This window comes from Alcaligenes pakistanensis (assembly GCF_014652815.1).
Classification (GTDB): Bacteria; Pseudomonadota; Gammaproteobacteria; order Burkholderiales; family Burkholderiaceae_B; genus Alcaligenes; species Alcaligenes pakistanensis.
In genome coordinates, this window is the sequence record NZ_BMZN01000001.1 from 161,816 (window position 1) to 187,165 (window position 25,350).

Sequence of the window (25,350 nt, forward strand, 5' to 3'; positions counted from 1 at the left end):
TCTCCAGTTGCCCTGCCAAACCAAACAGCATGCACTCTTGACCATAACCGGCCGTAAACATCATCCCTATGGGCAAAGACGTTGCGACATCCTGCCCGGCAGGCACGGACATGGAAGGCGAGCCACTGATATTGGCAAGCGCCGCAAACGGTGCCTGCCGGAACACGTGAGCAATCCAGCCCAAACCATCCACATTGTCCTGTGCTTTGTTGTATTCGCCGATTTTCATCGGTAACGTGGGCACGGTGGGCGTCATCAGCACGTCGTAAGTCTGAAAATAGGCACCCAGATTACGCGACACGGTATTGCGTACCGCAATCGCCCCCAAGATATCAATGCCCGTGATCTTCTTGCCGTAGGCATAGGCCGCCAGGGTGGCTTTTTCTAAATACGCCTCATCAATCGGGCGGCCAGTCTCTGCCGCGATACTGTCTATCCACGCGGCTGTATTCACATTCCAGAACTGAGCATTAGCATGCACAAAAGCCTCCCAGCTGACTCCAGAATCAAACTGCAAGGGCTCGACCTTATGGCCCAGCGATTCCAGCACCGAGGCCATGTCAATCGCTTTAGCGGCAATCATGGATTGGGTCTTGTCTCCGCTGGGCGGATCCAGCATCAGGCCGATGCGCAAGGACCCCGGGTGTTTTTTAACTGAGGACAAAAAACTGTGCGGGGGCGCTGTCGTGTAATACGGCTCCCCAATACCGGGGCGGCTGATGGCATCCAATAAAGCGGCACTATCGCGTACGCTGCGACTGACTCCCAGATGAGCCAGCAGGCCACTCCAGACCTCATCTTGCAAAGGGCCGCTAGAGACCCGCCCCCGGGTAGGTTTTAAACCAAACAGTCCATTTACCGCCGCAGGCACCCGGATAGAGCCACCGCCATCGGTCGCGTGGGCCAGAGGTACCATCCCCGCCGCAACAGCGGCCGCTGAACCACCGGTTGAGCCACCAGCATTAAAGGCCGGGTTCCAGGGATTCAAGGTCGGCCCTACACAGCGGGCTTCGGTCGTTGTGCTGATGGCAAACTCCGAAGTCGTGGTGCGTCCCAGCGTGAGCAGGCCAGCCTCCTTGTAGAGCCGCATCAAGGTGCTATCCGCATCCATAACCCTATCTTGTGCCAGTTTGCTGCCCAGCTCGTAGCGCTTGCCCTTCATGGTGATGGCCAGGTCTTTGATCAAGAAAGGCACGCCGTACAGAACAGAGTCGGGGTCGGCGTTCCGGTCCAGCTCGGCATCCCAGCTCTCTACCACCGCATTGATTTTGGGATTAAGTGCGTCGATGGCTTTTTTGCCCACCTGGCTCAACTCTAGGGCACTGATTTGTCTCTTGGCGACCAGCTCAGACAAAGCCAGGGCATCATAAGTCGCGTATTCGCTCAGTTTCATTGTTGACCTCATCTGAAAAAACAAGGATTAAGAATCCAGCCGGATACCAACGATGTAGCGATACAACAGGACAATGCGGTCGTTTCCAAGCCGCAAGCAGACAGGCACCCAGTCAGTCATACACTAGGCGTGAGCGTACTGATAACTAGGCGCCGTATTAAATGATTGAGCTGATTTTACAAGCAGGTATCAGTGCAACATCAAGACAGGATTACCCTGCACAGCTGCATTATTTTGATGGTTTGCAGGCCACTACGGCTAGCGGCTATGCTGGCGTCGCTGCTCGTAAAGACACAGGGCAGTGGCGATGGCGACGTTCAAGGACTCGACCCCAGGTGCCTGGGGGATAAATACGCGCTGGCTGGCCTTGGCCAACAAAGCCGGGCTGACGCCCTGCCCTTCATTGCCGAAGACCCAAATCGCTTTGTCCGGCAAGGCCGTATCGTACAAGTCCTGAGTCTCTGGCCCCAGTGAGGTTACCAACACAGGCAAGGCGGCTTTTTCCAACAATTCAACTCCGTCCACTTGCTCATGCAGTTGAATAGAAAAATGAGCGCCCTGGGCACTGCGCAGCACTTTTTGTGACCACACACTGGCGCAGCCTGGCGTCAGGTATACGGCCTCCAAACCTACTGCCACTGCAGTACGCAATACAGTTCCAACATTGCCGGGGTCCTGAACCTGATCCAGCAAAATTGCACGGCCCATCGGGATGCTCCCGCCCGGTGTCCGGGGAACACGCACGATAAAACCTATCCCTTGGCCTTGGCCGACCTGCGAGACGGCATTCATCAAGGTGGAGTTGAAAATAACGCCGCTATGGCCCGGTAGAAAACGAGCCAATTCCAGCAGCTCTTCTGAATGACGGTCCATCTCAAACACTGCCAGCTCGGGCAAGCCGCGCCGCTCCAGCCACATCTGGCACAGATGGATGCCTTCCAGCCAAATCAGTTGATCGTCTCCGTCCAGCTCACGTTTGTCGTGAGCCAGGCGCTGCACTCGTTTGAACAGTGCATTATCTTTGGATTCAATCAGCCTCATTCTTCAGCTTACCTAAAAACGATGCGCGTACCGGCGCGAAACTTCGACGATGCTCTGGACACGGTCCATGCTGGGACAAGCGTTGCAGATGCAAAGCGGTGCCGTACCCTTTGTGTTGATCAAACCCGTACTCGGGATAATCACGATGCAATTCCAGACAAACCGCATCACGAGCTGTTTTAGCCAAAATGGACGCAGCGGCAATGGCCGCATGGCTTGCATCCCCTTTGATAATGGCTTCAGCCGGACAACACAAACCAGTCGGAATGCGGTTACCGTCGACTAAAGCCTGCTCCGGTTTGACGCTCAGGCCATTGCACGCTCTTTGCATCGCCAGCATGGCGGCATGCAGGATGTTGATGTCATCAATTTCCGCCACAGTCGCGCTGGCAATTTCCCAGGATATCGCACGCTCCTTGATCAACACCGCCAGCGCATCGCGCCGCTTGGCCGTCAATTTCTTGGAGTCATTCAAGCCTTCAATGGGATTATTGGGGTCCAGAATAACGGCAGCGGCAAAAACCGGGCCGGCCAGGGGACCACGGCCCGCCTCATCCAAACCCGCCACCAGTCCAGCCGAGGCATCACTGACTAATAAATCCAGCTGCTTCATCCACGCGCCATCTTCAAAATAACATCTGCCGCCAAAGCCGGCGTATCACGGCGCAAGGTCAAATGCATAGCAGTAAAGACTTGCTCGATATGTGCCACATAATCCTGATCACTTAAGGCTTTCCAACACGCTTGCGCCAGTTTCTGCGGTTGGGCATCCTCTTGCAACAACTCTGGCACCACAAAATCACGGGCCAGTACGTTAGGTAAGCCTACCCAAGGCACGTATGGCTTATCTTGACCGGATTTCCACCGGATGATGCGCTCCATCATGGGGCTGAGTACATACGAAATAACCATAGGACGCTTGTATAGCGCCGTTTCCAGGCTGGCTGTCCCACTGGCGACCAAAACCGCATCACTGGCTTCCATGACCGTCCAGGCGGGTGGACGTACCACCCCTTCCGAATCCGGTTCGCGGATACCGGCGGTATTGGCATCAACAAGGTGCAAATTGCGTACTGGATGCTGTGCCAGCGCCTCTTCAAACTCTTGCCTGCGTTTGGGGTTCACCATCGGAACCAGAATCGTCAGATCAGGATCTTGATCCTGCAAGATTTGTACCGCTTGCAAAAAACGCGGCGACAACATCTTGACCTCGGACGAGCGACTACCCGGCAACACACCCAGGATACGGCCTGACTCCGGCAGTCCTAGACGGCGGCGTGCATCAGCCTTATCCGGCTGCAAGGGAATATTGGCAGCCAGTGGATGCCCCACATAGGTCACGGGAATACCTTCCTTTTCGTAGATCTCGGTCTCGAAAGGAAACAGCACCAGCATGTGGGAAACCGCTTCACGGATTTTGTGGATACGCTCGTAGCGCCAGGCCCAAATCGAAGGCCCCACAAAATGTACCGTGGGCACGCCTGCCTGGCGCAAACGATGCTCCAGGCGTAAATTGAAGTCTGGTGCATCAATCCCCACAAACACATCAGGACGCTGGCGCAAATAGTGATTGCGCATGCCCAAATAGGTGGAAACCAAGCCCGGAATACGTTTGAGGGCCTCGACGTAACCAAAGACCGTCAAGGCATCCATGGGATAGTGTTGGTGGAATTGCTGGGCAGCCATCTCTGGGCCGCCTATGCCTTCCACCTGCATACCAGGGCTACCCTGGCGCAGGCCTTGAATGATGCGAGCCGCCAGTAAATCACCAGAAGGCTCCCCCGCTACCATTCCCACTCGCAGATCCCGTTTTTTGGCCTCAGTGTGCCCCGAGTCGGCTGAGCGTGCCGCTAATGGGCTAGAGGCGTTGCTCATGGTCGGCAAATGCCCCGGCTGGAGTCATTCAAAAAGTCGATCATGAGCTGTACTGCGTCACGGCAATCAGGCTGTGCTTGCTGCAACACCTGCATTTGCTCCACCGCCTGCTCAACCGTCAGTTTGCGGCGATACAGCAGTTTGTAGCTTTCCTTGACGGCAGAAATCGCTTCAGCCGAGTAATTACGACGACCCAGGCCTTCGCTATTAACGCCAACCGGACGGAACGGATCGCCCGCACCAATGACGTAAGGAGGAATATCCTGGCGTACCGAGCTGGTACCACCAATCATGCTATGCGCACCAATACGGCCAAACTGATGCACGGCAGTCAAGCCACCCAAGATAGCCCAATCGCCAATATGCACGTGACCACCCAGCTGGACGCTATTGGCAATAATCGTGTGATTACCAATCTGGCAATCGTGCGCAATATGAGTGTAGGCCATGATCCAGTTGTCATTGCCAACACGGGTCACGCCTACGTCTTGCACCGTACCGGTATTGATGGTGACGTACTCACGCACCATATTGCCATCGCCCATTTCCAGGCGAGTCGGTTCTCCAGCGTACTTCTTATCTTGCGGCATGCCCCCGATGGAGCAGAAACGGTAAAAATGGTTGTTGCGACCGATTGTGGTCACCCCATCAATCACGCAGTGAGGGCCAACTTTCGTGCCTGCACCAATCGTGACATTGGGCCCAATAATGCTGTAGGGCCCGACCTCAACATCATCTGCCAGCGTTGCGCCTGCTTCGATGATGGCCGTTTCATGAATACGCATAAATCACTCTTCCAATTGACGGATAGCACACATAATTTTGGCTTCAGCAACCACCTGGCCGTCGACCAGTGCACGGCCGGTGTACTTGCACAAAGCGCGGCTGATCCGGTCAGCAACGACTTCCAGACGCAATTGATCGCCCGGCATAACAGGCTTGCGAAAACGAGCCCCATCCACACCAACCAGATAGTAGGCCAATTTATTGTCCACTTTGGCGTACGGATCTTCGGGATCGGTAAAGGAAAACAAGGCCGCTGCCTGAGCCATGGCTTCAATGATCAAAACCCCTGGCATCACCGGCATATGCGGAAAGTGCCCGGTAAAAAAGGGTTCATTCATCGACACGTTTTTAATGGCGACGATGCTCTTGCCGGGCACCAGTTCCAAGACGCGATCAACCAGCAGCATCGGGTAACGATGAGGAAGGCGATCCATAATTTGTCGAATGTCGAGTTCCATTGTCCTGTCCTGCTTATTTTTGTTTATTGATATGTTCAGATGATTCGTTTGCACCATCAGCCTGTTGACGTTCCAAAGAACGCAGACGACGACGCAAACCGCTCAGTTGCCCCAATACGGCAGCATTTTTCTGCCAGTCCTGGTGTCCAGCAAAGGGATACACCCCTGTATAACGTCCAGGCTGGCTGATATTGGACGTGACAGCCGTACCGCCAGAGACGTGTACATCGTCGCCCAAAACCAAGTGCCCCGAGAGCATGGCTGCCCCCGCAATCGTGCAACGCGCCCCGATTTGGGTCGAGCCGGCCACCCCCACACAAGCCGCCATGGCGGTGTGCTCGCCGACCTGCACGTTGTGCCCGATCATGATTTGATTGTCCAGCTTGACGCCGTCGCTCAGCACGGTGTCATCCAGCGCACCACGATCGACCGTGGTATTGGCACCAATTTCAACATCATCACCAATGCGCACGTGGCCGATCTGCGCAATCTTGGCCCAGGCACCCTTTCCTTTCACAGGATCCGGCGCAAAACCAAAACCGTCTGCCCCCAGCACGACGCCCGAATGCAGAATGACGCGATCGCCAATATGCACCTGGTGATACAGAGTGACACGCGCATGCAGTAGACCATCCTGGCCCAAGGTGGAGCCTGCACCGATAACACAGTGCGCTCCCAGGCGCGTGCCGCGCCCAATGCGAACCCCGGCTTCCACCACACAGAAGGGCCCCACCGACACACCTTCGCCCAATTGAGCGCTGGGATCGATGACCGCACTGGGATGAATACCGGCGGGCAAATCCGCCATACGCACCTGATCAAAACGCTGCGCCAACAGCGCATACATCAGATAAGGTTGCGAGCACAGGACCGGCACAAAAGAGGGTGTGGCGCTCAGGCCTTCATAGACTTGCGGCGTCAAAATCACCACTGCAGCAGATGTCTGCTCCAGCAGATCCTGCATTTTGGGATTGGACAGAAAGCTGATTTCCTCCGGGCCCGCAGAAAGCAAAGAGCCTAGGCCCCGAATCCGGGGCGTAGGCTCTTTAATGCCTTCTGGCAGCTTGCAATCCAGTCCGGTCTTGTTGATGGCGTCTATGAGTTCAGACAGCTGTACAGCCTGATCAACGTTCAGCAATACCGGCATAGTGCATCAACCGCCCAGTGCTTTCAGGACTTCCTCGGTGATATCCACACGTGGGCTGACCGTGACGGCGTCCTGGATGATCAGGTCGTAGCCTTGGGAGTCAGCAATACGCTTGATGGCGGCATCAGCCTGCTCAACAATGGCCGAGAACTCTTCGTTACGACGACGGTTGAAGTCTTCCTGGAATTCGCGGCGCTTGCGCTGCAAATCGGAGTCCAGATCAGCCAGCTGACGCTGACGCTTCACACGGTCGGACTCGGACAGCACAGGGGCGTCCTTGTCGAATTTCTGAGCTTGCGAGCGCAGGTTATTAGCCAAGCGCTCCAGTTCTTCGTCGCGGCGTTTGAACTCGGCTTCGATCTTGGTCTGAGCCGCTTTAGCCGGCTTGGAATCACGCAAGATGCGCTCTGTGCTGACAAAACCAATTTTGGTCTGTGCCTGAACAACAGGTGCAGCGGTCATGGCGCCGACACCCAGCGCGGCAGCCAGAACGAGCGCTTTATTGCCACGCGACAAGCTGCGGGCGATGTTTGTAAGTTTTAATGCGATGTTTGACTTCATGAAAAATCTACCTTGCTAATTAGGCTGCAGAATAGTGCAATTGTGCCACTAAACACGAACATCAGAAAGCGGTACCAATCTGGAACTGGAAGGCCTGCTTATCGTCGCCTTCCTTGGCGCGCAAGGCGCGGCCGTAAGACAACTGCAGAGGACCCAGTGGCGATTCCCAGGACAAGCCCAAACCTGCAGCGTATTTCCAGCCGCATGGGTCTTCCGATACACGATCGGGTCGACCCATTGGGCAACCACCGCTGGTGTTGTCCACTTTACCGGCATCGGCAAAGACGAACCAACGCAGCGTACGGTCACGCGATGCACCCGGGAATGGCAGGTACAACTGAGCGTTGGCGATCATACGACGCGAGCCACCCAGATAGTCACCCGTCAAAGTGTCTCGGCCACCCAGGGAAGCCCCTTCGTAGCCACGTACCGAACCAATACCCCCGGCATACACGTTCTTAATCACTGGGAATGACTTGCCACCAATGCTGCGACCGTAGTCAATCGCACCGTTCAGAGCCAAGGTGTACGCACGGCCCAGTGGAATGTAGTGCTGGTGGCTGGCGCGCAACATGTAGTAGCGCAGGTCCACCGTACCCATATCAGCCGACAGACTGGTCAGGCTACCCTTGTTAGGTGCAATAGCGCTGTCGCGGGTATCTTTGGACCAACCCAGGTTGAAAATAAAGGTATTGGTGCCTTCGCCGTACTCATTCACGTAATCCTGATAGGCACGTGGTGTGTACTCCGGGCTCAGACGCGAGAGCTTGTTGTGCTCGAAATTCACACCCATGAATACGCGGTCGTATTCAGAGATAGGCACACCAAAGTTCAGACCGCCACCGATTGCCGTGTTCTGGTAATCACCCCAACCATCGTTGGACTGGTAAGGCGTAGTACGACGGTAGTAAATGGAAGTGGTCTTGCTGATGCCGTCGCCAGTCCAAAACGGATTGGTGTGGCTGATCACTGCGGCGCGGTTCACTTTACTGGTGTTGACCTGTAAGGACAGGCTGTTACCGCTACCGAAAATATTGTCCTGGCTGATACCTGCCGACAGCATCAATTTATCGGTGGAACCGTAACCAATACCCAGGTTAACCAGGCCGGTCGGTTTTTCCTGAACGGCCACGTTCACGTCCACCTGGTCAGGCGAACCGGGAACTGGTTTAGTGTTCACGTCCACTTCGTTAAAGTAGCCCAGGCGGTCCACACGGTCACGCGAGAACTTGATAGCATCCGAGTCGTACCAAGCGGCCTCTTGCTGGCGCATTTCACGACGCACCACTTCATCGCGGGTGCGGACGTTACCACCCACCTCGATACGGCGGACATAGACGCGACGACCTGGGTCAACGTAGAAAGTCAGGTCCGCAGTGTGATTCTCGCGATCCAGCACCGGATTGGGGTTGGCGTTTGCAAACGCATAGCCCAGGCCACCCAAGTAGTCGGTAATGGCTTTAACCGTACCGCTGGTTTTATCCGAGGAGAACACCTCGCCTTCTTTCTGCTGAACCAGTGGCTGGATCTTGTCTTCCAGACCCAGCAGATCACCGGCCAGCTTCACGCTGTTCAGCGTGTAGGGCTGACCTTCATGAATGGTCAGGGTAATGAAAATGTCTTTACGGTCAGGCGAGATAGAGACTTGTGGAGGCTCGGCCGAATACTCCAGGAAGCCACGATTCAGGTAGTAGGAGCGGATACGCTCCATATCGCCTTCCAGCTTCTCGCGGGAGTATTTGTCGGTACCGGTGTACCAGGTCATCATGCCCGAGGTGGTCAGTTCCATCTGGTCGAGCAGGTCGCCCTGCGAGAAAGCTTCGCTACCTACAATGCGAATTTCCTTGATCTTGGCCAGACCACCTTCAAAGATGTCAAAGCTCACGCCCACACGGTTACGTGGCAAAGGCGTGATGATAGGCGTGATTTCCACACCGTATTTGCCCTTGGACAGGTATTGCTGCTTCAGTTCAAATTCGGCGCGTTCCAACATGGAACGGTCAAATACCCGGCCTTCTCCAAAGCCTACCTGAGCCAGGGAGTTGGTAATATTCTTGGCGTCGAACTCGCGCATACCGTTAAAGGACACGGAAGCAATGGTCGGGCGCTCTTTGACATTGACGATCAGCACGTTAGTGCCGGTGTCAATTTGCACGTCACTGAAAAAGCCTGTGGCATACAGACGCTGAATCGCGTCGGCCGCTTGCTCTTCCGAGAAGGACTCACCAACCTTGACAGGCAAAGACGCGAACACGGCGCCAGGGTCGACCCGCTGGATACCGTTGACTTGAATATCGCGCACGACAAACGGTGCAAATGCATTCGCCAAGGCAGGAGCAAGCAGACTTGCTACCAATAAAGGCAGAACACGCAACGCAAAAGTAGGTTTCCGGCTAAACGACATCCTGGACAATCCTTGGTCGGTCAAATGGTTGGAAATTGTATGCCACCCGCTCTCAACTGAAAAGACGGGTGATGTCATTAAAAAAAGCAATACTCATCAGCACGGCCAACAAGGCCAGGCCCACGCGCTGACCGACGAGCATCATACGCTCGGAAGCCGGCTTGCCGCGCACGGCTTCGATGGCATAGTACAGTAGATGCCCCCCGTCCAGCATAGGTACGGGCAATAAATTGAGTAAACCAATGCTAATACTGATCAGGGCCAAGAAATTCAAGTAGGCAATAAAGCCAATACGCGCCGTCTGACCTGCATAATCCGCAATAGTAACCGGCCCGCTGACATTACGTACAGAGACTTCCCCGGTAATCATGCGCCCGATCATCTTTAAAGAGAACCAGAAGGTCTGCCCCGTACGGGAAAAACCGCGCTGCACACTCTCAATGGGGCCATAACGCACCAGCGTCATGGGCATATCCATGGCTACCTGCGCACCAATACGGCCTTGCGTATCTGCGTCGCCCTGGGGGGTGACCAGCAAGCGTTGAATTTCGCCCGCCCGCAGCACGTCCAGCTCCAGGGTTTTACCTGCCGATTGTTGCACCTTTTGGACAAACTGGCTGATACCAGGCTCGACCAAACTGTCCAGTCTGAGGATTACATCGTCTTTCTGTAAGCCCGCCTGTTCGGCCGCACTGTCTTTAAACACCTCTTGGACGATAGAGCGAGCAGGACGAAGCATAAGCCCCGCCTGGGCCATCAAGTCTCTTCCATCAGGCAGGATTTCGCCAGCCGGCAAAGTCAGGTAACGATTTTGCTCTTGCCCAAGAGCGTCCTGCACCCCTACCTGCAGTTCGCCACCCGAGGACAAGGCATCCATAAAGGCCCAGCGTGCTTGTAGCCAGGAATCAACCGTTTTGCCATCGACCGAGATCAGCCGATCGCCGGCCTGAAAACCTGCTTGAGCCGCCGGCGTCTCTGCTGGGACGGGACCAATCTGGGCGATTGGCTCCTGGGTACCCAGCAAACCGACAAAGGCGTAGATGATAACCGCCAGAATCAGGTTCGCCATTGGGCCGGCCAGCACAATCGCGGCCCGCTGTCGAAGTGGTTTGTGATTAAAGGATTCATTGATCTGCGCCTGCGTTGCATGGGCAGGCGGATCATTTTGCATGGCGACGTAGCCGCCTAAAGGCAGGGCCGATGCAGCCCATTCGGTGCCGTTCTTATCGAGGCGTCGATACAGCACCTTGCCAAAACCAATAGAAAAACGCTCTACACGGACACCGCAACGGCGTGCAACCCAGTAGTGGCCCAGCTCGTGAAAAGTCACCAGCACGCCCAAGGCTACCAAGAAAGCCAGAACGGTGAAAAACATGTTAATTCCTGTTAAATACGCGCAGAAAGACGACAGTAATCCAGCGCTAGCGAACGGGTTTCGCTATCCAGCTCCAGGACACCATCCAGGGCATCCAGGGCCTGGCTGGCTCGGCCATTAAGCCTGTCCAAACAATGCTCAATGACGGCCGGAATCTGAGTATAGCCAATCTGCCTTTCCAGAAACCGGTCCACCGCAATTTCATTGGCGGCGTTTAAGGTCACGCACGCCGCTTGGCTGCTGCGCAAGGCGTCGTAAGCCAGTTTCAAACAGGGGAAGCGCAGAAAATCGGGTTGCTCAAAGTCCAGACGACCCATGGTGGCCAAATCCAGCAAGCCCAAGCCGCTATACAGACGCTCAGGAAAGCCAAGGCCGTAGGCAATGGCAGTACGCATATCAGGCTGGCCTAGCTGCGCCATGACCGAACCATCTATGTACTCGACCATGGAGTGGATGACGCTTTGCGGATGTACGACGACATCTATCTGATCAACTGGCACAGAAAACAACCAGTGCGCTTCGATGACTTCCAGACCTTTATTGAGCATGGTGGCCGAATCAACGGAAATCTTGCGCCCCATACTCCAGTTCGGGTGAGCACAAGCCTGCTCCGGCGTAACCGCCTCCAATTCAGACAAGTTACGCGAACGAAATGGCCCGCCCGAGGCTGTCACCAATAATCGGCGCAGGCCCACTACAGGCTGGCCCGGCTCAGCAGGTAACTCACCGGCCAGACATTGATAGATCGCGCTGTGCTCGGAATCGATGGGTAGCAACTGCGCCCCACCCTCTTGCACCGCCTGCATAAAAATACGCCCGGCAGCCACCAAGGCTTCTTTATTAGCCAGCAAGAGACGCTTGCCGGCACGGGCTGCGGCCAGGGCAGAAGGTAAACCCGCCGCCCCAATAATGGCCGCCATCACGGTGGTCACGTGAGGATCTGCCGCGGTATCGGCCAGAGCTTGAGCCCCGACCCGAATTTCGGGCAGGACGCCGCCCTGCCAGGCCGCCAGAAAACGGCTGCGTGCCGCGTCATCGGGCACCAGAACCACACGGGCGGCACTGTCACGGGCTTGCTGAGCCAGCAATTCCATGCGGCTGTGCCCGCTCAAGGCATAGACAGCCATCCGGTCCGGATGGCGGGCAATCACATCCAGTGTGCTGACACCAATAGAGCCGGTGGCTCCTAACACACAAACATGCTGGAAACTCATAAGTCGTTCCTTGAGGCAAACACTTTAAATCCACACAGGATCAAAAGAGCCATGTCCCACTTAAAAGCAAAGCCACGGGCGCTACGGGCAATAACGCATCGATGCGATCGTATACCCCGCCATGGCCGGGCAATAACTGACTGGAATCTTTAACAGCGGCACGACGCTTGAGCAGGGACTCAAACAAGTCACCAACAATCGACAAGGCGGCCAGGGCAACACCCAAAGCAGCTGTCGCTACCCAGCCGCCACGCTGCAGCACATCGGCTGCAAAACTGCCAGGCCAATTGGCGCTGATCACCATCCACAGAGCTGCCGCGACCATCCCACCTATGGCGCCCGCCCAGGTTTTACCGGGACTGACACGCGGCGCCAGCTTGGCTTTGCCAAAAGCACGGCCCGCAAAATAAGCGGCAATATCGGCCACCCAGATCAAGACCAGTAAAGAAAGCACATAGATGATGCCCTGCGTATGCAAAAACAGATACAGGCTTGCCCACGCGACCAAAGGAGCCAACACACCCATCACGCTCAACAGAACGCCTTGCGCACGTTGGCTTGCCTGTCCCTGCAAGACCAGGCCTGTGGCTCCCAGCACCCACAATGCCGCCACCAGTGGCACCAAAGCGCGATAGACCAAATCCGCGGCCTGTCCTTGTGGCCCTGTGTCGTACCAGTACACGCTAAGCCACAGCATCAGGGCTCCGTTGAGCAAGGCCAAGGGCCAGGCCCAGCGTTGCTGTTCCAGCGACAGGCTCAGGCGCTCCCACTCCCAGCAGGCAAGGGAGCTCATCACAACAAAAATAGCCAACAATGGCCAGCGTACCGGAGCAAGCATGGCCGCGCCCAAAATGATCAGCATGATCACGGCAGTGATGACTCGTTGTTTCAACATAGATAAGGCTCCGTCAAGGCGCGGGCGAACCCTGCACCTGGGCACTGGTGCGCCCAAAGCGCCGTTCGCGACCACGATACCACTCGAAGGCCTGCTCCAACTGCGCCCGGTCAAAATCCGGCCAGTACACGTCGGTGAAGTACAGCTCGGTGTAGGCCATCTGCCAGATCAGAAAATTGGAAATACGACGCTCTCCGCCCGTGCGGATGAACAAATCCGGCTCAGGAGCGTAAGACATCGCTAAATAGGGGCTGAACATGGCCTCATCCAGCTGTTCGGGATGATCGACCAAATGGGGATGAGCTGCCAACGCTTTTTGGGTCGCCTGCAAAATATCCCAGCGACCGCCGTAATTGGCAGCAATCGTCAAATGCAAGGTGTCGTTATCGCGCGTTTTTTCTTGCGCATCGGCAATCAGCTCACGCAACTCCTCGCTGAAAGCGGACAACTCGCCAATGATATGAAGTCGGACGCCGTTTTTTTTCAGTGTTGCCACTTCTTTTTGCAGCATCTTGACGAACAGCCCCATTAACAAGGACACCTCTTCAGGAGGTCGTCGCCAGTTCTCGGAGCTAAAAGCAAAGAGGGTCAGATAACGCACGCCAAGCTCACCACAGGACTCGACAATGCGTCGGACGGTTTGCACACCCCGCAAATGACCTGCCGTGCGTGGCAACAGACGACGGGTAGCCCATCGCCCATTGCCGTCCATGACAATCGCCAGGTGGCCGGGAACCTGACCGTGTTCCGGAATAGTTTGGGTAGAACTGAAAGAAATCACCTAGCCACCTGTTTAAGAGCCGTTAGACCGTCATGATCTCGGCTTCTTTTTGGGCAATCAGCCTGTCGACCTCAGCCACATACCTGTCTGTCAGTTTCTGGACTTCTTCCTGAGCACGACGCTCGTCGTCCTCGGAGATTTCCTTGTCCTTAACTTGCTTTTTGAGCGTGTCATTGGCATCCCGACGCAGATTGCGAATCGCCACTTTGGCATCTTCGCCTTCACCACGCACCACTTTGGCCAAATCGCGGCGACGCTCTTCGGTCAAGGCAGGCATAGGAACACGAATGCTCTCACCCATGGAAATAGGGTTCAAACCCAGCTCGTTGTCGCGAATGGCTTTTTCAATCGGGCCAGCCATATGCTTTTCCCACACCTGTACATTCAGGGTACGGGCGTCGACCACCGTGATGTTACCCACTTGGCTGACAGGAACCATTGAACCGTAATATTCGACCTGAACATGATCCAGCAAGCCTGCCGTAGCGCGGCCAGTACGAATTTTGGCCAAGCCCGTCTTGAGAGACTCCAGGGACTTGCCCATACGGTTATCGGTCGATGTTTTAATATCGGAAAGACTCATGGACTAAATTCCTATAACTTTAAACGTGAACCAGGGTACCCTCGTCCTCGCCACAAACCGCACGCGTCAACGCGCCGGGCTTGTTGATGGAAAATACCTTAATCGGTAATTTCTGATCACGGCACAAGGCAAACGCGGTTGCATCCATAATTTCCAGACGACGCACAATGGCCTCGTCAAAGCTGATGCGGGCATAACGGGTCGCGCCTGGGTCTTTATTAGGGTCGGCACTGTAGATGCCATCGACTTTAGTGGCTTTCAGTACGATTTCCGCGCCCACTTCAGCACCGCGCAACGCCGCTGCCGTATCAGTGGTGAAAAACGGGTTACCCGTGCCAGCCGCAAAAATAACAACTTTATTTTCTTCCAAATAACGCAATGCTTTGGGACGAATGTAAGGCTCGACCACCTGCTCAATATTCAGAGCAGATTGCACGCGGGCATCCAGGCCTCGGTGCTTCAGGGCGTCTTGCAAAGCCAGCGCGTTCATGACGGTGGCCATCATGCCCATATAGTCGGCCGTGGCACGATCCATGCCCTGGGCACCGGGTGCGATGCCGCGAAAGATATTGCCCCCGCCAATCACGATAGCCAGTTGTACCCCCAACTGGGCAACCTGGGCGATCTCCTCCGTCATACGAATGATTGTGCTGCGATTAATACCGAACGAGTCCTCGCCCATCAGCGCTTCGCCGGAAAGCTTCAACAGGACACGTTTGTAAAGAGGGGTAGTCATGGGTGGGATTCCAAGTGACGAAGACAGAAGAGAGTGTAAAGCAGCAGGGCAGGCACCGCCACTACGGTGCCTGCCCTGAAAAAACCAACTAGATTAAGCTTGGCCGGCAGCAGCAGCTACCTCAGCAGCGAAATCCTCAACACGCTTTTCAATGCCTTCACCCACAACGTACAGGGTAAAGCCAGCGATCGATGCTTTTTTCTCGTCCAGCATTTGCTGCACGCTTTGCTTGTCGTTCTTGACGAAAGGCTGGCTCAGCAGAGTCACTTCTTTCAGGAACTTGGCCACAGCGCCATCTACCATTTTGGTAACGATGTCAGCAGGCTTGCCCGATTCAGCGGCTTTTTGAGCAGCAACAGAGCGCTCGGCTTCGATTTCGGCAGCGTCCACGCCCGAAGCATCCAGTGCTTTAGGACGAGTGGCAGCGATGTGCATGGCCAGATCTTTACCGACTTCTTCGTCACCACCGGCGAAATCAACCAATACGCCGATCTTGCCACCGTGAATGTAGCTGGCCAGCTGGCCGGCTGTTTCGTAGCGCTGGAAACGACGGATCGAGATGTTCTCACCAATCTTGCCAACCAGTGCGGTGCGCACGGTTTCAACGTTGCTGTCAGCCAGTGGCAGTTCAGCCAGAGCAGCCAGATCAGCGGGGTTGTGCTTGGCAACCAGTTGGGCGACGTCGTTGATAAAACCGATGAAATCATCGTTCTTGGCAACAAAGTCGGTTTCGCAGTTCACTTCAACCACGGAGCCAGTCTTGGCATCGTCAGCGATGTAAACCGAAACCAGGCCTTCAGCAGTCACGCGACTAGCGGCTTTGCTCGCCTTGCTGCCCAGCTTCACGCGCAAGAGTTCTTCAGCACGGGCCATGTCGCCATCGGCTTCGGTCAGTGCTTTTTTGCATTCCATCATGGGCGCGTCAGTCTTCTCGCGCAATTCTTTAACCATCGATGCGGTGATTTGAGCCACGATTCTCTCCAATTCTGTAGAACATGCCCCGGCAAGCCGGGGCGATACGAAAGGCCACTGTAGCTGCCTGCCATGACAACTTAATGTGTCTGGCAGACAGCCGTGAACCCATTACTCCTGAGCGTCAGCCTGAACTTCGACGAACTCTTCATCAGCAGCGATCTCTTCAACCAGACCGTTCAGGTTCTGTTCGCGACCAGCCAACACGGCGTCAGCCATACCACGGGCGTACAGGGCAATAGCCTTGGCCGAGTCATCGTTACCTGGAATCACGATATCCAGACCTTCTGGCGAGTGGTTAGTATCAACCACGGCCACCACTGGGATACCCAGTGTGCGAGCTTCAGCCACAGCAATCTTGTGGTAGCCAACGTCGATCACGAACAGTGCTTCAGGCAAAGTGTTCATGTCTTTGATACCACCGATAGCCTTGTTCAGCTTTTCCAGTTCGCGCTCGAACATCAGGGCTTCTTTCTTGCTCATGGTTTCCAGACGGCCTTCAGCCAACTGACCTTCCATTTCTTTCAGACGCTTGATGGAGGTTTTGACCGTCTTGAAGTTGGTCATCATGCCACCCAGCCAACGGCTGTCAACGAAAGGCATGCCACAACGTTCGGCTTCAGCAGCCACCAGTTCGCGAGCAGCACGCTTGGTGCCAACGAACAGAACATTGCCGCCACGAGCAGCCAATTGACGCACAAACTTGGTTGCTTCCTCGTACTGGACGACGGTTTTTTCCAAGTTGATGATGTGGATGTTGTTACGTTGACCGAAGATGAACGGAGCCATCTTGGGGTTCCAGTAACGGGTTTGGTGGCCAAAGTGCACACCAGCTTCCAGCATTTCACGCATTAAAGACATAAAGTTCTCCAAGGGTTTGGTCTTGTAACTACCCGGTATCCGGTAAGGGCCGCAGCTTTCGCCGCATTCCAGACACCCCGAGACGGGCAGTCACGCGATTTACAACTTAACTACAATAAAACGTCGCCCAACATGAGCGTACGCCTGCACTACAACGGACTCGCGCCGTCAAGCAGATGAAATATCCGCCCGCCGGGCCCAAGCCTGTAACTTTTCTGGTCACCCCCTGCATACAGCGCACTGTTCGCAGGTGTATCCTAGAGGATTGGATTGGCCAGCACGTGTTGAACAAGAACCGGGCTGCAGCACTGAATGTGCAAGTCAGCCTGGCTGCCTTGTCTAACCATCCTGCTGTTAGCGCTGCTGTGATCGCATTTGCGACTAGCGACTGTTCCTGAGACCCGCTGGCCATCTATTCGTTGTGAATCTTGCCCGTATTCGCTTCGCTGCTACCCGACTCACCCGACCTGAACGATGTAGATCGTCTGAAATCCAAGCGGCCAAGATAGAGAAAACCCAGATACGGCGCGGTGTTCAAAGGCCTAAACCGGCCGATGCGCCACTGCAAAATTCACAAAAGCCTATAATTCTACTATTTTTCAATAGACCTGTTCAAGTTGCTATGAGTATTCTCGTCACAGACCCCACTGATCTCGATAAAATGCGCGCTGCTTGCCAGACGGCGGCCTCCATCCTTGACTACCTGACTCCCTTCGTCAAAACAGGCGTCACCACCGGCGAGTTGGACCGCCTGTGTAAGGAGCGCATCGCCGAACTAGGGGTGAAATCCGCTACGGTTGGCTACGCGCCCCCCGGCTATCCGCCCTTCCCAGGCTCTATTTGCACCTCCGTCAATCACGTTATTTGTCACGGCATTCCCGGCGATAAAGTGTTGAAAAATGGCGACATTCTGAATATGGACGTCACCATTATTCAAGATGGCTGGTTTGGTGACACCAGCCGTATGTTCTATATCGGAGAGCCCAGCATCCTGGGCCGTCGCCTGACCGAAACCACCTATGAATGTATGTGGCTGGGTATTGATCAGGTTAAACCCGGCGCCACCTTGGGTGATGTGGGCCACGCCATTCAACAGCACGCCGAAAAACAAGGGTTTTCCGTGGTACGCGAATATTGCGGACACGGCGTGGGCCAAAAATTCCATCAGGACCCACAAGTACTGCATTACGGCAAACCCGGCACCGGTATCAAACTGGAGACCGGCATGATCTTCACCATTGAGCCCATGATCAACGCTGGCCGTCGCGAACTGCGCACCCTGGCGGACCAATGGACGGTTGTTACCCGTGATCACAGCCTGTCGGCACAATGGGAGCACGCTGTACTGGTCACCGACACCGGCTACGAAGTGCTGACCGTCTCGCCCGGCATGCCTGCCCCTCCGGCCATCATCAAGGCGTAATCATGTCCTTCCTGGCCCAGCTTCGCGACAGAATTACTGGCCGCCGGGCTCGGGCCTACGAGCGCTTCCGGCAGGACTTGCATTGCGATCGCCTGCTGAAAAGCCTGTGCCAGATCTGCGACCAGGGCCTGCGTGAGCTGCTAGACCGCTATCCACTGCCCCACCAGGCCAGCCTGGCTGCCCTGGGTGGCTATGGCCGTGGTGAGCTGTATCCGCATTCGGATGTGGACTTGCTGATCCTTTTGCAGCGTGAGCCCAATGCGCAGGATATTGATCGCATCCAGGCCCTGATTGCAGCCCTGTGGGACATAGGTCTGGCCCCTAGCCACAATGTGGCTACAGCCGCCCAATGCCTGGAGCAGGCCAGCCAAGACATCACCACTGAAACCGCGATGTTGGAAAGCCGCTGGCTGGCGGGTTCACGGCTGCTGCTTCGTCATGCACAGCAGCAGCTGCAAAGCCAGATGGACCCCCAGGCTTTCTTTTTAGCCAAACAAGCGGAACAACAACAGCGCCACGCGCATTTGCAAGATACGCCCTATTCCCTGGAGCCTAACTGCAAAGAGTCTCCAGGCGCCCTGCGCGATCTGCAAGTGCTGCTTTGGATGGCTCGCGCCGCTGGTTTGGGCCGTACCTGGGTCGATGTGGCGCAGTCCGAGCTGCTGACCCAGCCAGAACTGAAAGCCTTGCAACGTGTAGAAGAAGCCTTCAAGCGTCTGCGCATCGAACTGCATTTGCTGACAGGCCGCGCCGAAGACAGACTGCTCTTTGACCTGCAGCCCCGCCTGGCGGAAATCTACGGATTTCAGCCCACCGCCACCCGCCGTGCCAGTGAATTGCTGATGCAGCGCTACTACTGGGCGGCCAAAATTGTCAGCCAGCTCAATCTGATCTTGATGCGCAGCATCGAAGAGCACCTGTTTCCGCAAACAGACCAAGCTCCGCAGATTTTGGACCCGCACTTCCAGATTCATCACGGCCAGCTTGAGCTGCGCCAGCCTGATGGCTTTGAGCGCGATCCCTCCCAGATCTTTGTGGCCATGCTGCACTTACAGCAGCAGCCCAATCTACGTGGTTTGAAAGCAGATACCTTGCGCGCCTTATGGCATGCTCGCCGCCTGATCGATGCCAAATTCCGGACTGAACCGCGTAATCGACGCCTGTTTCTGGAAATTTTGCAGCAGAACAAAGGTATTGTGCATACGCTGCGGCTGATGAACCTGCTCAATCTGCTGCCTCGTTACTTGCCCGTCTTCCGACGTGTGGTGGGCCAGATGCAGCACGACCTGTTCCATGCTTACACCGTGGACGAGCACACCCTGAAAGTCATCCGCAATTTGCGCCGCTTTACCATGGCTGAGCACAGCGAAGAGCTGTCCATGGCCAACCAGTTGATGAGCAGCTTTGACCGTCATTGGCTGCTATACATCGCCGCCCTGTTTCATGACATTGCCAAAGGACGCGGCGGCAACCATTCCGAACTCGGCGCCCAGGACGCACTGGCATTCTGCCAGGATCATGGCCTGATGCCCGTCGATGCCGAACTGGTTGTTTTTTTGGTCCGTGAACACCTGAGCATGTCGCAGGTGGCCCAGAAGCGTGACCTGAGCGATCCACATGTGATCTTCCAATTCCTGCAAACCGTGGGTACAGAGCGCCGTTTAACCGCCCTATATCTGCTGACCGTGGCCGATATCCGCGCCACCAGTCCCACAGTCTGGAATTCCTGGAAAGGCAAGCTACTGGAAGACCTGTATAACCTGACGCTGGCCGCGCTGGGACGTCAGGCCAAAGATGGCGTATCCGTGCTGGATCAGCGCAAGCGCGATGCGGCTGGCGAGATACGCATGGCCGGGCTGCTAGATGATGCTCGCGAAGATTTCTGGCAGTGGTTGGATAAACCGTATTTCCTGCGCCACGACGCCAGTGAAATTGCCTGGCACACGATACAGCTGTATCACCAGGCCCACAGCCTGACGCCCATAGTACGTATTCGCCCTGCTGGGCAAACCGATGCCTTGCAGGTCCTGGTCTATACCAAAGACGCCAGCGGCCTGTTTCTGCGCATCTGTCGGTACTTTGACAGCCAGGCCGTCAGCATTCAGGACGCCCGCATCTACACCACCCGCCATGGCTGGGCGCTGGATAGCTTTATTGTTATGTTGCCTGCCTATGATCACGCCTTGCGACGCGACCCCTTGCTGATTGAAACCGAGCTATGCCAGGCTCTGGAGCAGGACCTACCCCCAATCGAATACACGAACTATCACTATCGCGACGTACGCTCGCGCCGGGCACGCGTCTTTCCCATCCAGCCCACTGTAGACCTGCGCCCAGATGACAAGGGCCAAGACTGGATTTTGACGCTAAGTGCCACAGACCGACGAGGTTTGTTGTACAGTCTCGCCCAAGTCTTCGAGCACCACGACGTACGATTGCGCTCTGCCAAAGTCATGACCTTGGGCGACCGTGTTGAAGACGTCTTTATCCTTAGTGGTGCCGCTTTGGAACAAAACCGTAATCAATTGCGCCTGGAGCGCGATGTACGCTTAGCCCTCTCTCAACAAGCTACCCCGTCTTAATGGAAATCTCCTCCGTACTCGCTGATGTCAGCCGCAGCTTTCTGTTTGCCTTGGCAACGCTGTTGCCCATGCTCAACCCGCCCGCGGCGGCCCCCATCTTCCTGACCCTGACCGAAGGCGCCAGTGTTCCTGACCGCTCTCGTCTGGCCAAGAAGGTTTCCATCAATATTTTCATCATGCTGGCCGTTGCCATGGTGGCCGGCAATATCGTGCTGAATTTCTTCGGCATTTCCCTGCCCATTATTCGTATCGGCGGGGGCCTGCTGGTCATTGGCACAGCCTGGCGCTTGATCAATGCCTCGGACTTTGATGCAGCCCATGCCCAGAATATGGCCGAGTCCTACTCCTGGGAGCAAATTCGCTCCAAGGCTTTTTACCCCCTGACCTTCCCCATGCTGTGCGGTCCCGGCTCGCTGTCGGCGGCCCTGACAGTAGGCGCAACCTTGCATGACAATTCGGTCACTGGAACGATGAGCAAACTGGCCGGAGCCCTGCCCGCCATTGCAGCCGCCAGTTTTATTGTGTTTCTGGCCTTACGTTTTGCATCGCAATTTCTGTATAAGCTGGGTAAAAATGGCACGGCTGTCGTGATGCGCCTGTCCGCCTTCATTCTTTTGTGTTTGGGCGTACAAATTACCTGGGCCGGTTTCCATGAACTTTTCCTGGGTTTGCTGCACGAAGCATCTACCTTTTACTCTTTGAGCCCCACCTAATACCATGGCCGCTTCTCTTCGCCAGTCTGCTGTGCCCTACTACCTGATCGCCCTGCTGTCGTTCTTGGCAGTCGGCGTTGCCCTGATCTCCCAGCACTTCTTCAGCATCCCGCCCTGCGCTTGGTGCGTGTTGCAGCGCCTGATATTCATTGTCTTGGGTCTGTTCAGTCTGGCCGCGGGTGTACTGCGTCAATTAGGCCATCCGCGCAGCTCCACAGTCGCCAGCTTGCTGGCCTTGGCAACCGCCGTAGGCGGTATTCTGGCGGCCTGGTATCAGGTCTCAGTCGCCCAGCATTTGTTCAGTTGCGACCAAACCTTTGCTGATCGCTTCATTACCCAATCTGGCCTGGAAAGCGGACTGCCGTGGCTGTTTGGTATCTATGCCTCTTGCATGGATGCCCGCCAACCTTTGCTCGGGATTGAATACGCATACTGGAGCCTGGGCCTGTTTATTATTTTAGGTCTGGGTGTGCTGCTTGCACTGGTCAAACGCCCCAACGCTTGACCCCCTACTGCACGCCCCATGCACACCAAGCCCTGCTTCCAGCAGGGCTTTTTTGTAGCTTGTACAACTAGGCTGGCATCAAACCCAGATCCCTATAAACGGCATCTCGAACCTGATCTGGAAAGGCACCAAACAAACCCTCTGGGGCGGTATTGGTCATGCTGACAATAATCACATCTTGCTGCGGGTCAAACATCCACTTCTGCCCGAAAGCACCCACCCATTGCAGGCTGCCAGCCGACATGGGCATGGCCTGATCCGGCTCTTGCCTGGAAATAGCAGCACCATAGGTATAGCCCCAATCGCGCCACATACACTTGGAGGAATACGGCACATGATCCGTCAACAGCGCCTGATAGCCCGCGTCGGATAGCAAATGACCGTTACGCAGTGCCAGCAATATGCGCATCAGATCAGGACCGGAACCCAACATGGACCCTCCGGCATAAACGGGAGAAGACGGCTGCGACATGCTCTTTTCATCAAATCGCAATACCCCAATACCCAGATCCAATACACGGTCTACACGTGTCAAACGCCCTGCCTGATTTTGATAATGGGCGGCCATCTGAAAATGGTCCCGCACATAAAAGGAACAGTGCCTCAAACCCAAAGGGCGACTGATCGTATCTTCCAACAGCTCTGGCAAGCCTTTCCCCGACGCGGTTTGCAAGGCCTGCCCGACTACATCGACACCTAAAGAGTAACGCCAGCCTGTACCAGGTGAGAATCGCAGTGGCACAGAACTGATTCGACGGAAATTCTCCTGCCAATCCAGATCAGGACGATCCACACCATCACTGATTTGAGCCTGCGCATATAAGCCATCCTCTCCATCGATAAAACGATAACTAAGTCCAGAGGTATGGGTAAGCAGATGATGAATAGAAATAGGCGGGCAAATGGCGTCGAAGCAGGGAGAAAAGTGAGGAAGATAGCGGGTAATTCGGTCCTTCAAGGACATAAGCCCCTGCTCGATCAAACACAACGTCATCCAGGAGCTGACTGACTTGCTCAGCGAGCCCAATCTGAATACCGTCTCTTCTTGCATGACTTGAACACGTTCTTTATCTGCCCAGCCGCCCGCAAAGTTCAATAACAATTGGCCTTGATACGCTACCAGCACCACGGCCCCCATGACTTGATTCCGGCTCAAGGCCTGTTCAAGAAATTGATGTAAAACAGGAAAATTAATTTGGGACGAAGCCTTGTTATGGTGCTCGGCGTTCACATCAGCTATACCCAATGCCAAGTCCGATTCTGTATTTCCATTTAGATCTTTCATCTTTGCATCCAGATAGACTGAGCAGCTGCGCTCATGATTCATCGAAAGAAACAAAGAAAATATAAGTTAATTCACAAAGAATCCAAAATAAAAAAACGAATAGATAATTATTAAAAACCAAAAGAAGATAGTTTTATTTTATAAAATTGGCTAATAATTAAAACCTAAATAAAAAATAAAAATTCTTATAAAAATAAAAAAACACATAAAAAATAAAAATATAAAAAAACCCGCTATAAAAGCGGGTTTCTATTCCAGCACAGCACAAGGCTATCAATCGGTCACATCCGGTACATCACGACCATTCTCACGGCCTTCAGCCAAAAGATTCAAATAGGCCTCATCCACATCGCCTGTCACGTACTCACCACTAAAGCAGGAAGACTCAAAACCCGCAAAGCGAGGGTTCAAATCGCGCAGGGACTGCTCCAGATCGTGCAGGTCTTGATACACCAGACCATCCACACCGATCTCCTTGGCCACATCATCTACATCGCGACCGGTGGCGATCAGTTCAGATACGGTAGGCATATCAATGCCGTATACGTTCGGAAAACGTACCGGTGGTGCGGCCGAAGCAAAAAACACCTTGTTAGCACCGGCAGCACGTGCCATATCGACAATCTGACGGCTGGTGGTGCCACGCACAATGGAGTCATCCACCAACAGCACATTCTTGCCACGGAACTCCATCGGAATCGCGCTCAGCTTCTGACGCACGGACTTCTTACGAACTTCCTGACCAGGCATGATGAAGGTGCGACCGATGTAGCGGTTCTTGATGAAGCCTTCGCGGTAATCCAGCTTCAGATGCGCGGCCAATTGCATTGCCGAAGGGCGTGCCGAGTCCGGAATGGGCATAACCACATCGATATCAGCCAGACGCAGGTTCTTGGCGACATTTTCAGCCAGGTACACACCCATACGCAAACGAGCATCGTAGACCGACACACCATCAACGGTGGAATCCGGACGGGCGAAGTACACGTACTCAAAGACACAGGGATTCAGTCGTGGGTTCTCAGCGCACTGACGGCTGGTCAAATTGCCGTCCAGATCTACAATAATGGCCTCGCCGGGCTCCACATCGCGGATCAACTCGAAACCACAACCGGTCACGGCGACCGATTCCGAGGCCACCATCCACTCTTCGCCTTTGTCGGTCATATTGCGACCCAGACACAGAGGGCGAATCCCATTAGGGTCACGGAAGGCTACCAGACCGAAGTCGGCAATTTGCGAGACCACGGCATACGCGCCGCGCGCACGGCGATGAACGGCTGCAACCGCCTCAAAAACCTCGTCCTGGGACAGCTCGGGACCTGTTGCGGCGCGCTGCAGTTCGTGAGCGTACACGTTCAACAGAACCTCGGAGTCTGAGTTGGTGTTGATATGGCGACGGTCAATAGTGAACAGCTCTTCGCGCAGTTGGCGCCAGTTAGTCAGATTGCCGTTATGCACAAAGCTGATGCCAAAAGGAGCATTGACGTAAAACGGCTGTGCCTCTTCTACGCTCTGGCTGGAGCCTGCGGTAGGGTAACGTACATGGCCGATGCCGCTATTACCTGGCAAGGAGCGCATATTACGGGTGCGGAACACGTCCCGCACCAGCCCAAAGGCTTTGTGCATGCTGAAAAACTGGTCGTGCCAGGTCGCCAGCCCCGCCGCATCCTGCCCGCGGTGCTGCAACAAGAGCAAACTGTCATAGATCAACTGATTTACAGGGTTACGCGCAACAACCCCTACAACTCCACACATGA

The 25,350-nt window shown here is 55.1% G+C and carries 23 protein-coding genes; 4 read left to right on the forward strand and 19 right to left on the reverse strand.

Going from position 1 to position 25,350, the window contains the following annotated elements:
* The 17 genes from IE156_RS00760 to rpsB all read right to left on the reverse strand — a co-directional run.
* Nucleotides 1–1,393 (reverse strand): amidase (locus IE156_RS00760; protein ID WP_189390593.1); only part of this gene is annotated, 1,393 nt, incomplete at its 3' end.
* A gap of 258 nt (nt 1,394–1,651) precedes the next feature.
* Complete coding sequence (locus IE156_RS00765) at nt 1,652–2,434, reverse strand: TrmH family RNA methyltransferase (protein ID WP_189390594.1); 783 nt, start codon at nt 2,432–2,434, stop codon at nt 1,652–1,654.
* Complete coding sequence (gene rnhB / locus IE156_RS00770) at nt 2,421–3,047, reverse strand: ribonuclease HII (protein ID WP_189390595.1); 627 nt, start codon at nt 3,045–3,047, stop codon at nt 2,421–2,423. Before rnhB ends, IE156_RS00765 begins: the two co-directional genes overlap by 14 nt.
* On the reverse strand, nt 3,044–4,225 hold the full coding sequence (lpxB, locus tag IE156_RS00775) for a lipid-A-disaccharide synthase (protein WP_229840998.1): 1,182 nt from the start codon (nt 4,223–4,225) through the stop codon (nt 3,044–3,046). Before lpxB ends, rnhB begins: the two co-directional genes overlap by 4 nt.
* A gap of 80 nt (nt 4,226–4,305) precedes the next feature.
* The gene (gene lpxA / locus IE156_RS00780) at nt 4,306–5,094 is read right to left on the reverse strand and encodes an acyl-ACP--UDP-N-acetylglucosamine O-acyltransferase (RefSeq protein ID WP_189390597.1); all 789 of its coding nucleotides are present in this window, start codon (nt 5,092–5,094) and stop codon (nt 4,306–4,308) included.
* Between the two features lie 3 nt (nt 5,095–5,097).
* Nucleotides 5,098–5,553: a 3-hydroxyacyl-ACP dehydratase FabZ gene (fabZ, locus tag IE156_RS00785; RefSeq protein ID WP_189390598.1), complete on the reverse strand. Its 456-nt coding sequence runs from the start codon at nt 5,551–5,553 to the stop codon at nt 5,098–5,100.
* A 13-nt stretch (nt 5,554–5,566) separates the two neighbouring features.
* Entirely contained in the window at nt 5,567–6,700 is a 1,134-nt protein-coding gene (lpxD, locus tag IE156_RS00790; protein ID WP_189390599.1) for a UDP-3-O-(3-hydroxymyristoyl)glucosamine N-acyltransferase, read from the reverse strand.
* A 6-nt stretch (nt 6,701–6,706) separates the two neighbouring features.
* Entirely contained in the window at nt 6,707–7,261 is a 555-nt protein-coding gene (locus IE156_RS00795) for an OmpH/Skp family outer membrane protein (RefSeq protein ID WP_189390600.1), read from the reverse strand.
* 61 nt (nt 7,262–7,322) lie between these two features.
* The gene (gene bamA / locus IE156_RS00800; RefSeq protein ID WP_189390601.1) at nt 7,323–9,665 is read right to left on the reverse strand and encodes an outer membrane protein assembly factor BamA; all 2,343 of its coding nucleotides are present in this window, start codon (nt 9,663–9,665) and stop codon (nt 7,323–7,325) included.
* Between the two features lie 52 nt (nt 9,666–9,717).
* Nucleotides 9,718–11,040: an RIP metalloprotease RseP gene (rseP, locus tag IE156_RS00805; protein WP_189390602.1), complete on the reverse strand. Its 1,323-nt coding sequence runs from the start codon at nt 11,038–11,040 to the stop codon at nt 9,718–9,720.
* An 11-nt stretch (nt 11,041–11,051) separates the two neighbouring features.
* Nucleotides 11,052–12,254, reverse strand: coding sequence for a 1-deoxy-D-xylulose-5-phosphate reductoisomerase (locus IE156_RS00810; protein ID WP_189390603.1), 1,203 nt, complete (start codon nt 12,252–12,254; stop codon nt 11,052–11,054).
* 40 nt (nt 12,255–12,294) lie between these two features.
* On the reverse strand, nt 12,295–13,149 hold the full coding sequence (locus IE156_RS00815) for a phosphatidate cytidylyltransferase (protein ID WP_189390604.1): 855 nt from the start codon (nt 13,147–13,149) through the stop codon (nt 12,295–12,297).
* Nucleotides 13,150–13,162: 13 nt separating this feature from the next.
* A complete protein-coding gene (gene uppS / locus IE156_RS00820) occupies nt 13,163–13,927 on the reverse strand; it encodes a polyprenyl diphosphate synthase (RefSeq protein WP_189391348.1) in 765 nt (254 codons plus the stop codon).
* Between the two features lie 25 nt (nt 13,928–13,952).
* Nucleotides 13,953–14,513: a ribosome recycling factor gene (gene frr, locus IE156_RS00825; RefSeq protein WP_189390605.1), complete on the reverse strand. Its 561-nt coding sequence runs from the start codon at nt 14,511–14,513 to the stop codon at nt 13,953–13,955.
* A 19-nt stretch (nt 14,514–14,532) separates the two neighbouring features.
* Entirely contained in the window at nt 14,533–15,249 is a 717-nt protein-coding gene (gene pyrH / locus IE156_RS00830; protein WP_189390606.1) for a UMP kinase, read from the reverse strand.
* 93 nt (nt 15,250–15,342) lie between these two features.
* Entirely contained in the window at nt 15,343–16,221 is an 879-nt protein-coding gene (gene tsf, locus IE156_RS00835; protein ID WP_189390607.1) for a translation elongation factor Ts, read from the reverse strand.
* 111 nt (nt 16,222–16,332) lie between these two features.
* Nucleotides 16,333–17,082: a 30S ribosomal protein S2 gene (gene rpsB / locus IE156_RS00840; protein WP_189390608.1), complete on the reverse strand. Its 750-nt coding sequence runs from the start codon at nt 17,080–17,082 to the stop codon at nt 16,333–16,335.
* Nucleotides 17,083–17,704: 622 nt separating this feature from the next.
* Here rpsB and map point away from each other — a divergent pair.
* Genes map through IE156_RS00860 form a run of 4 tightly spaced genes read left to right on the forward strand, consistent with a single transcriptional unit; the run spans nt 17,705 to nt 22,305 of the window.
* Nucleotides 17,705–18,505: a type I methionyl aminopeptidase gene (map, locus tag IE156_RS00845; protein ID WP_189390609.1), complete on the forward strand. Its 801-nt coding sequence runs from the start codon at nt 17,705–17,707 to the stop codon at nt 18,503–18,505.
* 2 nt (nt 18,506–18,507) lie between these two features.
* Nucleotides 18,508–21,087 carry a [protein-PII] uridylyltransferase gene (locus tag IE156_RS00850; RefSeq protein ID WP_189390610.1) on the forward strand — a complete coding sequence of 860 codons (2,580 nt, stop codon included), beginning with the start codon at nt 18,508–18,510 and terminating at the stop codon, nt 21,085–21,087.
* The gene (locus tag IE156_RS00855; protein WP_189390611.1) at nt 21,087–21,800 is read left to right on the forward strand and encodes a MarC family protein; all 714 of its coding nucleotides are present in this window, start codon (nt 21,087–21,089) and stop codon (nt 21,798–21,800) included. Before IE156_RS00850 ends, IE156_RS00855 begins: the two co-directional genes overlap by 1 nt.
* Before the next feature lie 4 nt (nt 21,801–21,804).
* Complete coding sequence (locus tag IE156_RS00860) at nt 21,805–22,305, forward strand: disulfide bond formation protein B (RefSeq protein WP_189390612.1); 501 nt, start codon at nt 21,805–21,807, stop codon at nt 22,303–22,305.
* 67 nt (nt 22,306–22,372) lie between these two features.
* Here the strand turns inward: IE156_RS00860 and IE156_RS00865 are convergent, their stop codons facing one another.
* The gene (locus IE156_RS00865; RefSeq protein WP_189390613.1) at nt 22,373–23,590 is read right to left on the reverse strand and encodes a serine hydrolase domain-containing protein; all 1,218 of its coding nucleotides are present in this window, start codon (nt 23,588–23,590) and stop codon (nt 22,373–22,375) included.
* Between the two features lie 273 nt (nt 23,591–23,863).
* Nucleotides 23,864–25,348 (reverse strand): amidophosphoribosyltransferase, encoded by a 1,485-nt coding sequence (purF, locus tag IE156_RS00870; protein WP_189390614.1) that lies wholly within the window; start codon nt 25,346–25,348, stop codon nt 23,864–23,866.
* Nucleotides 25,349–25,350 lie beyond the last annotated feature (2 nt).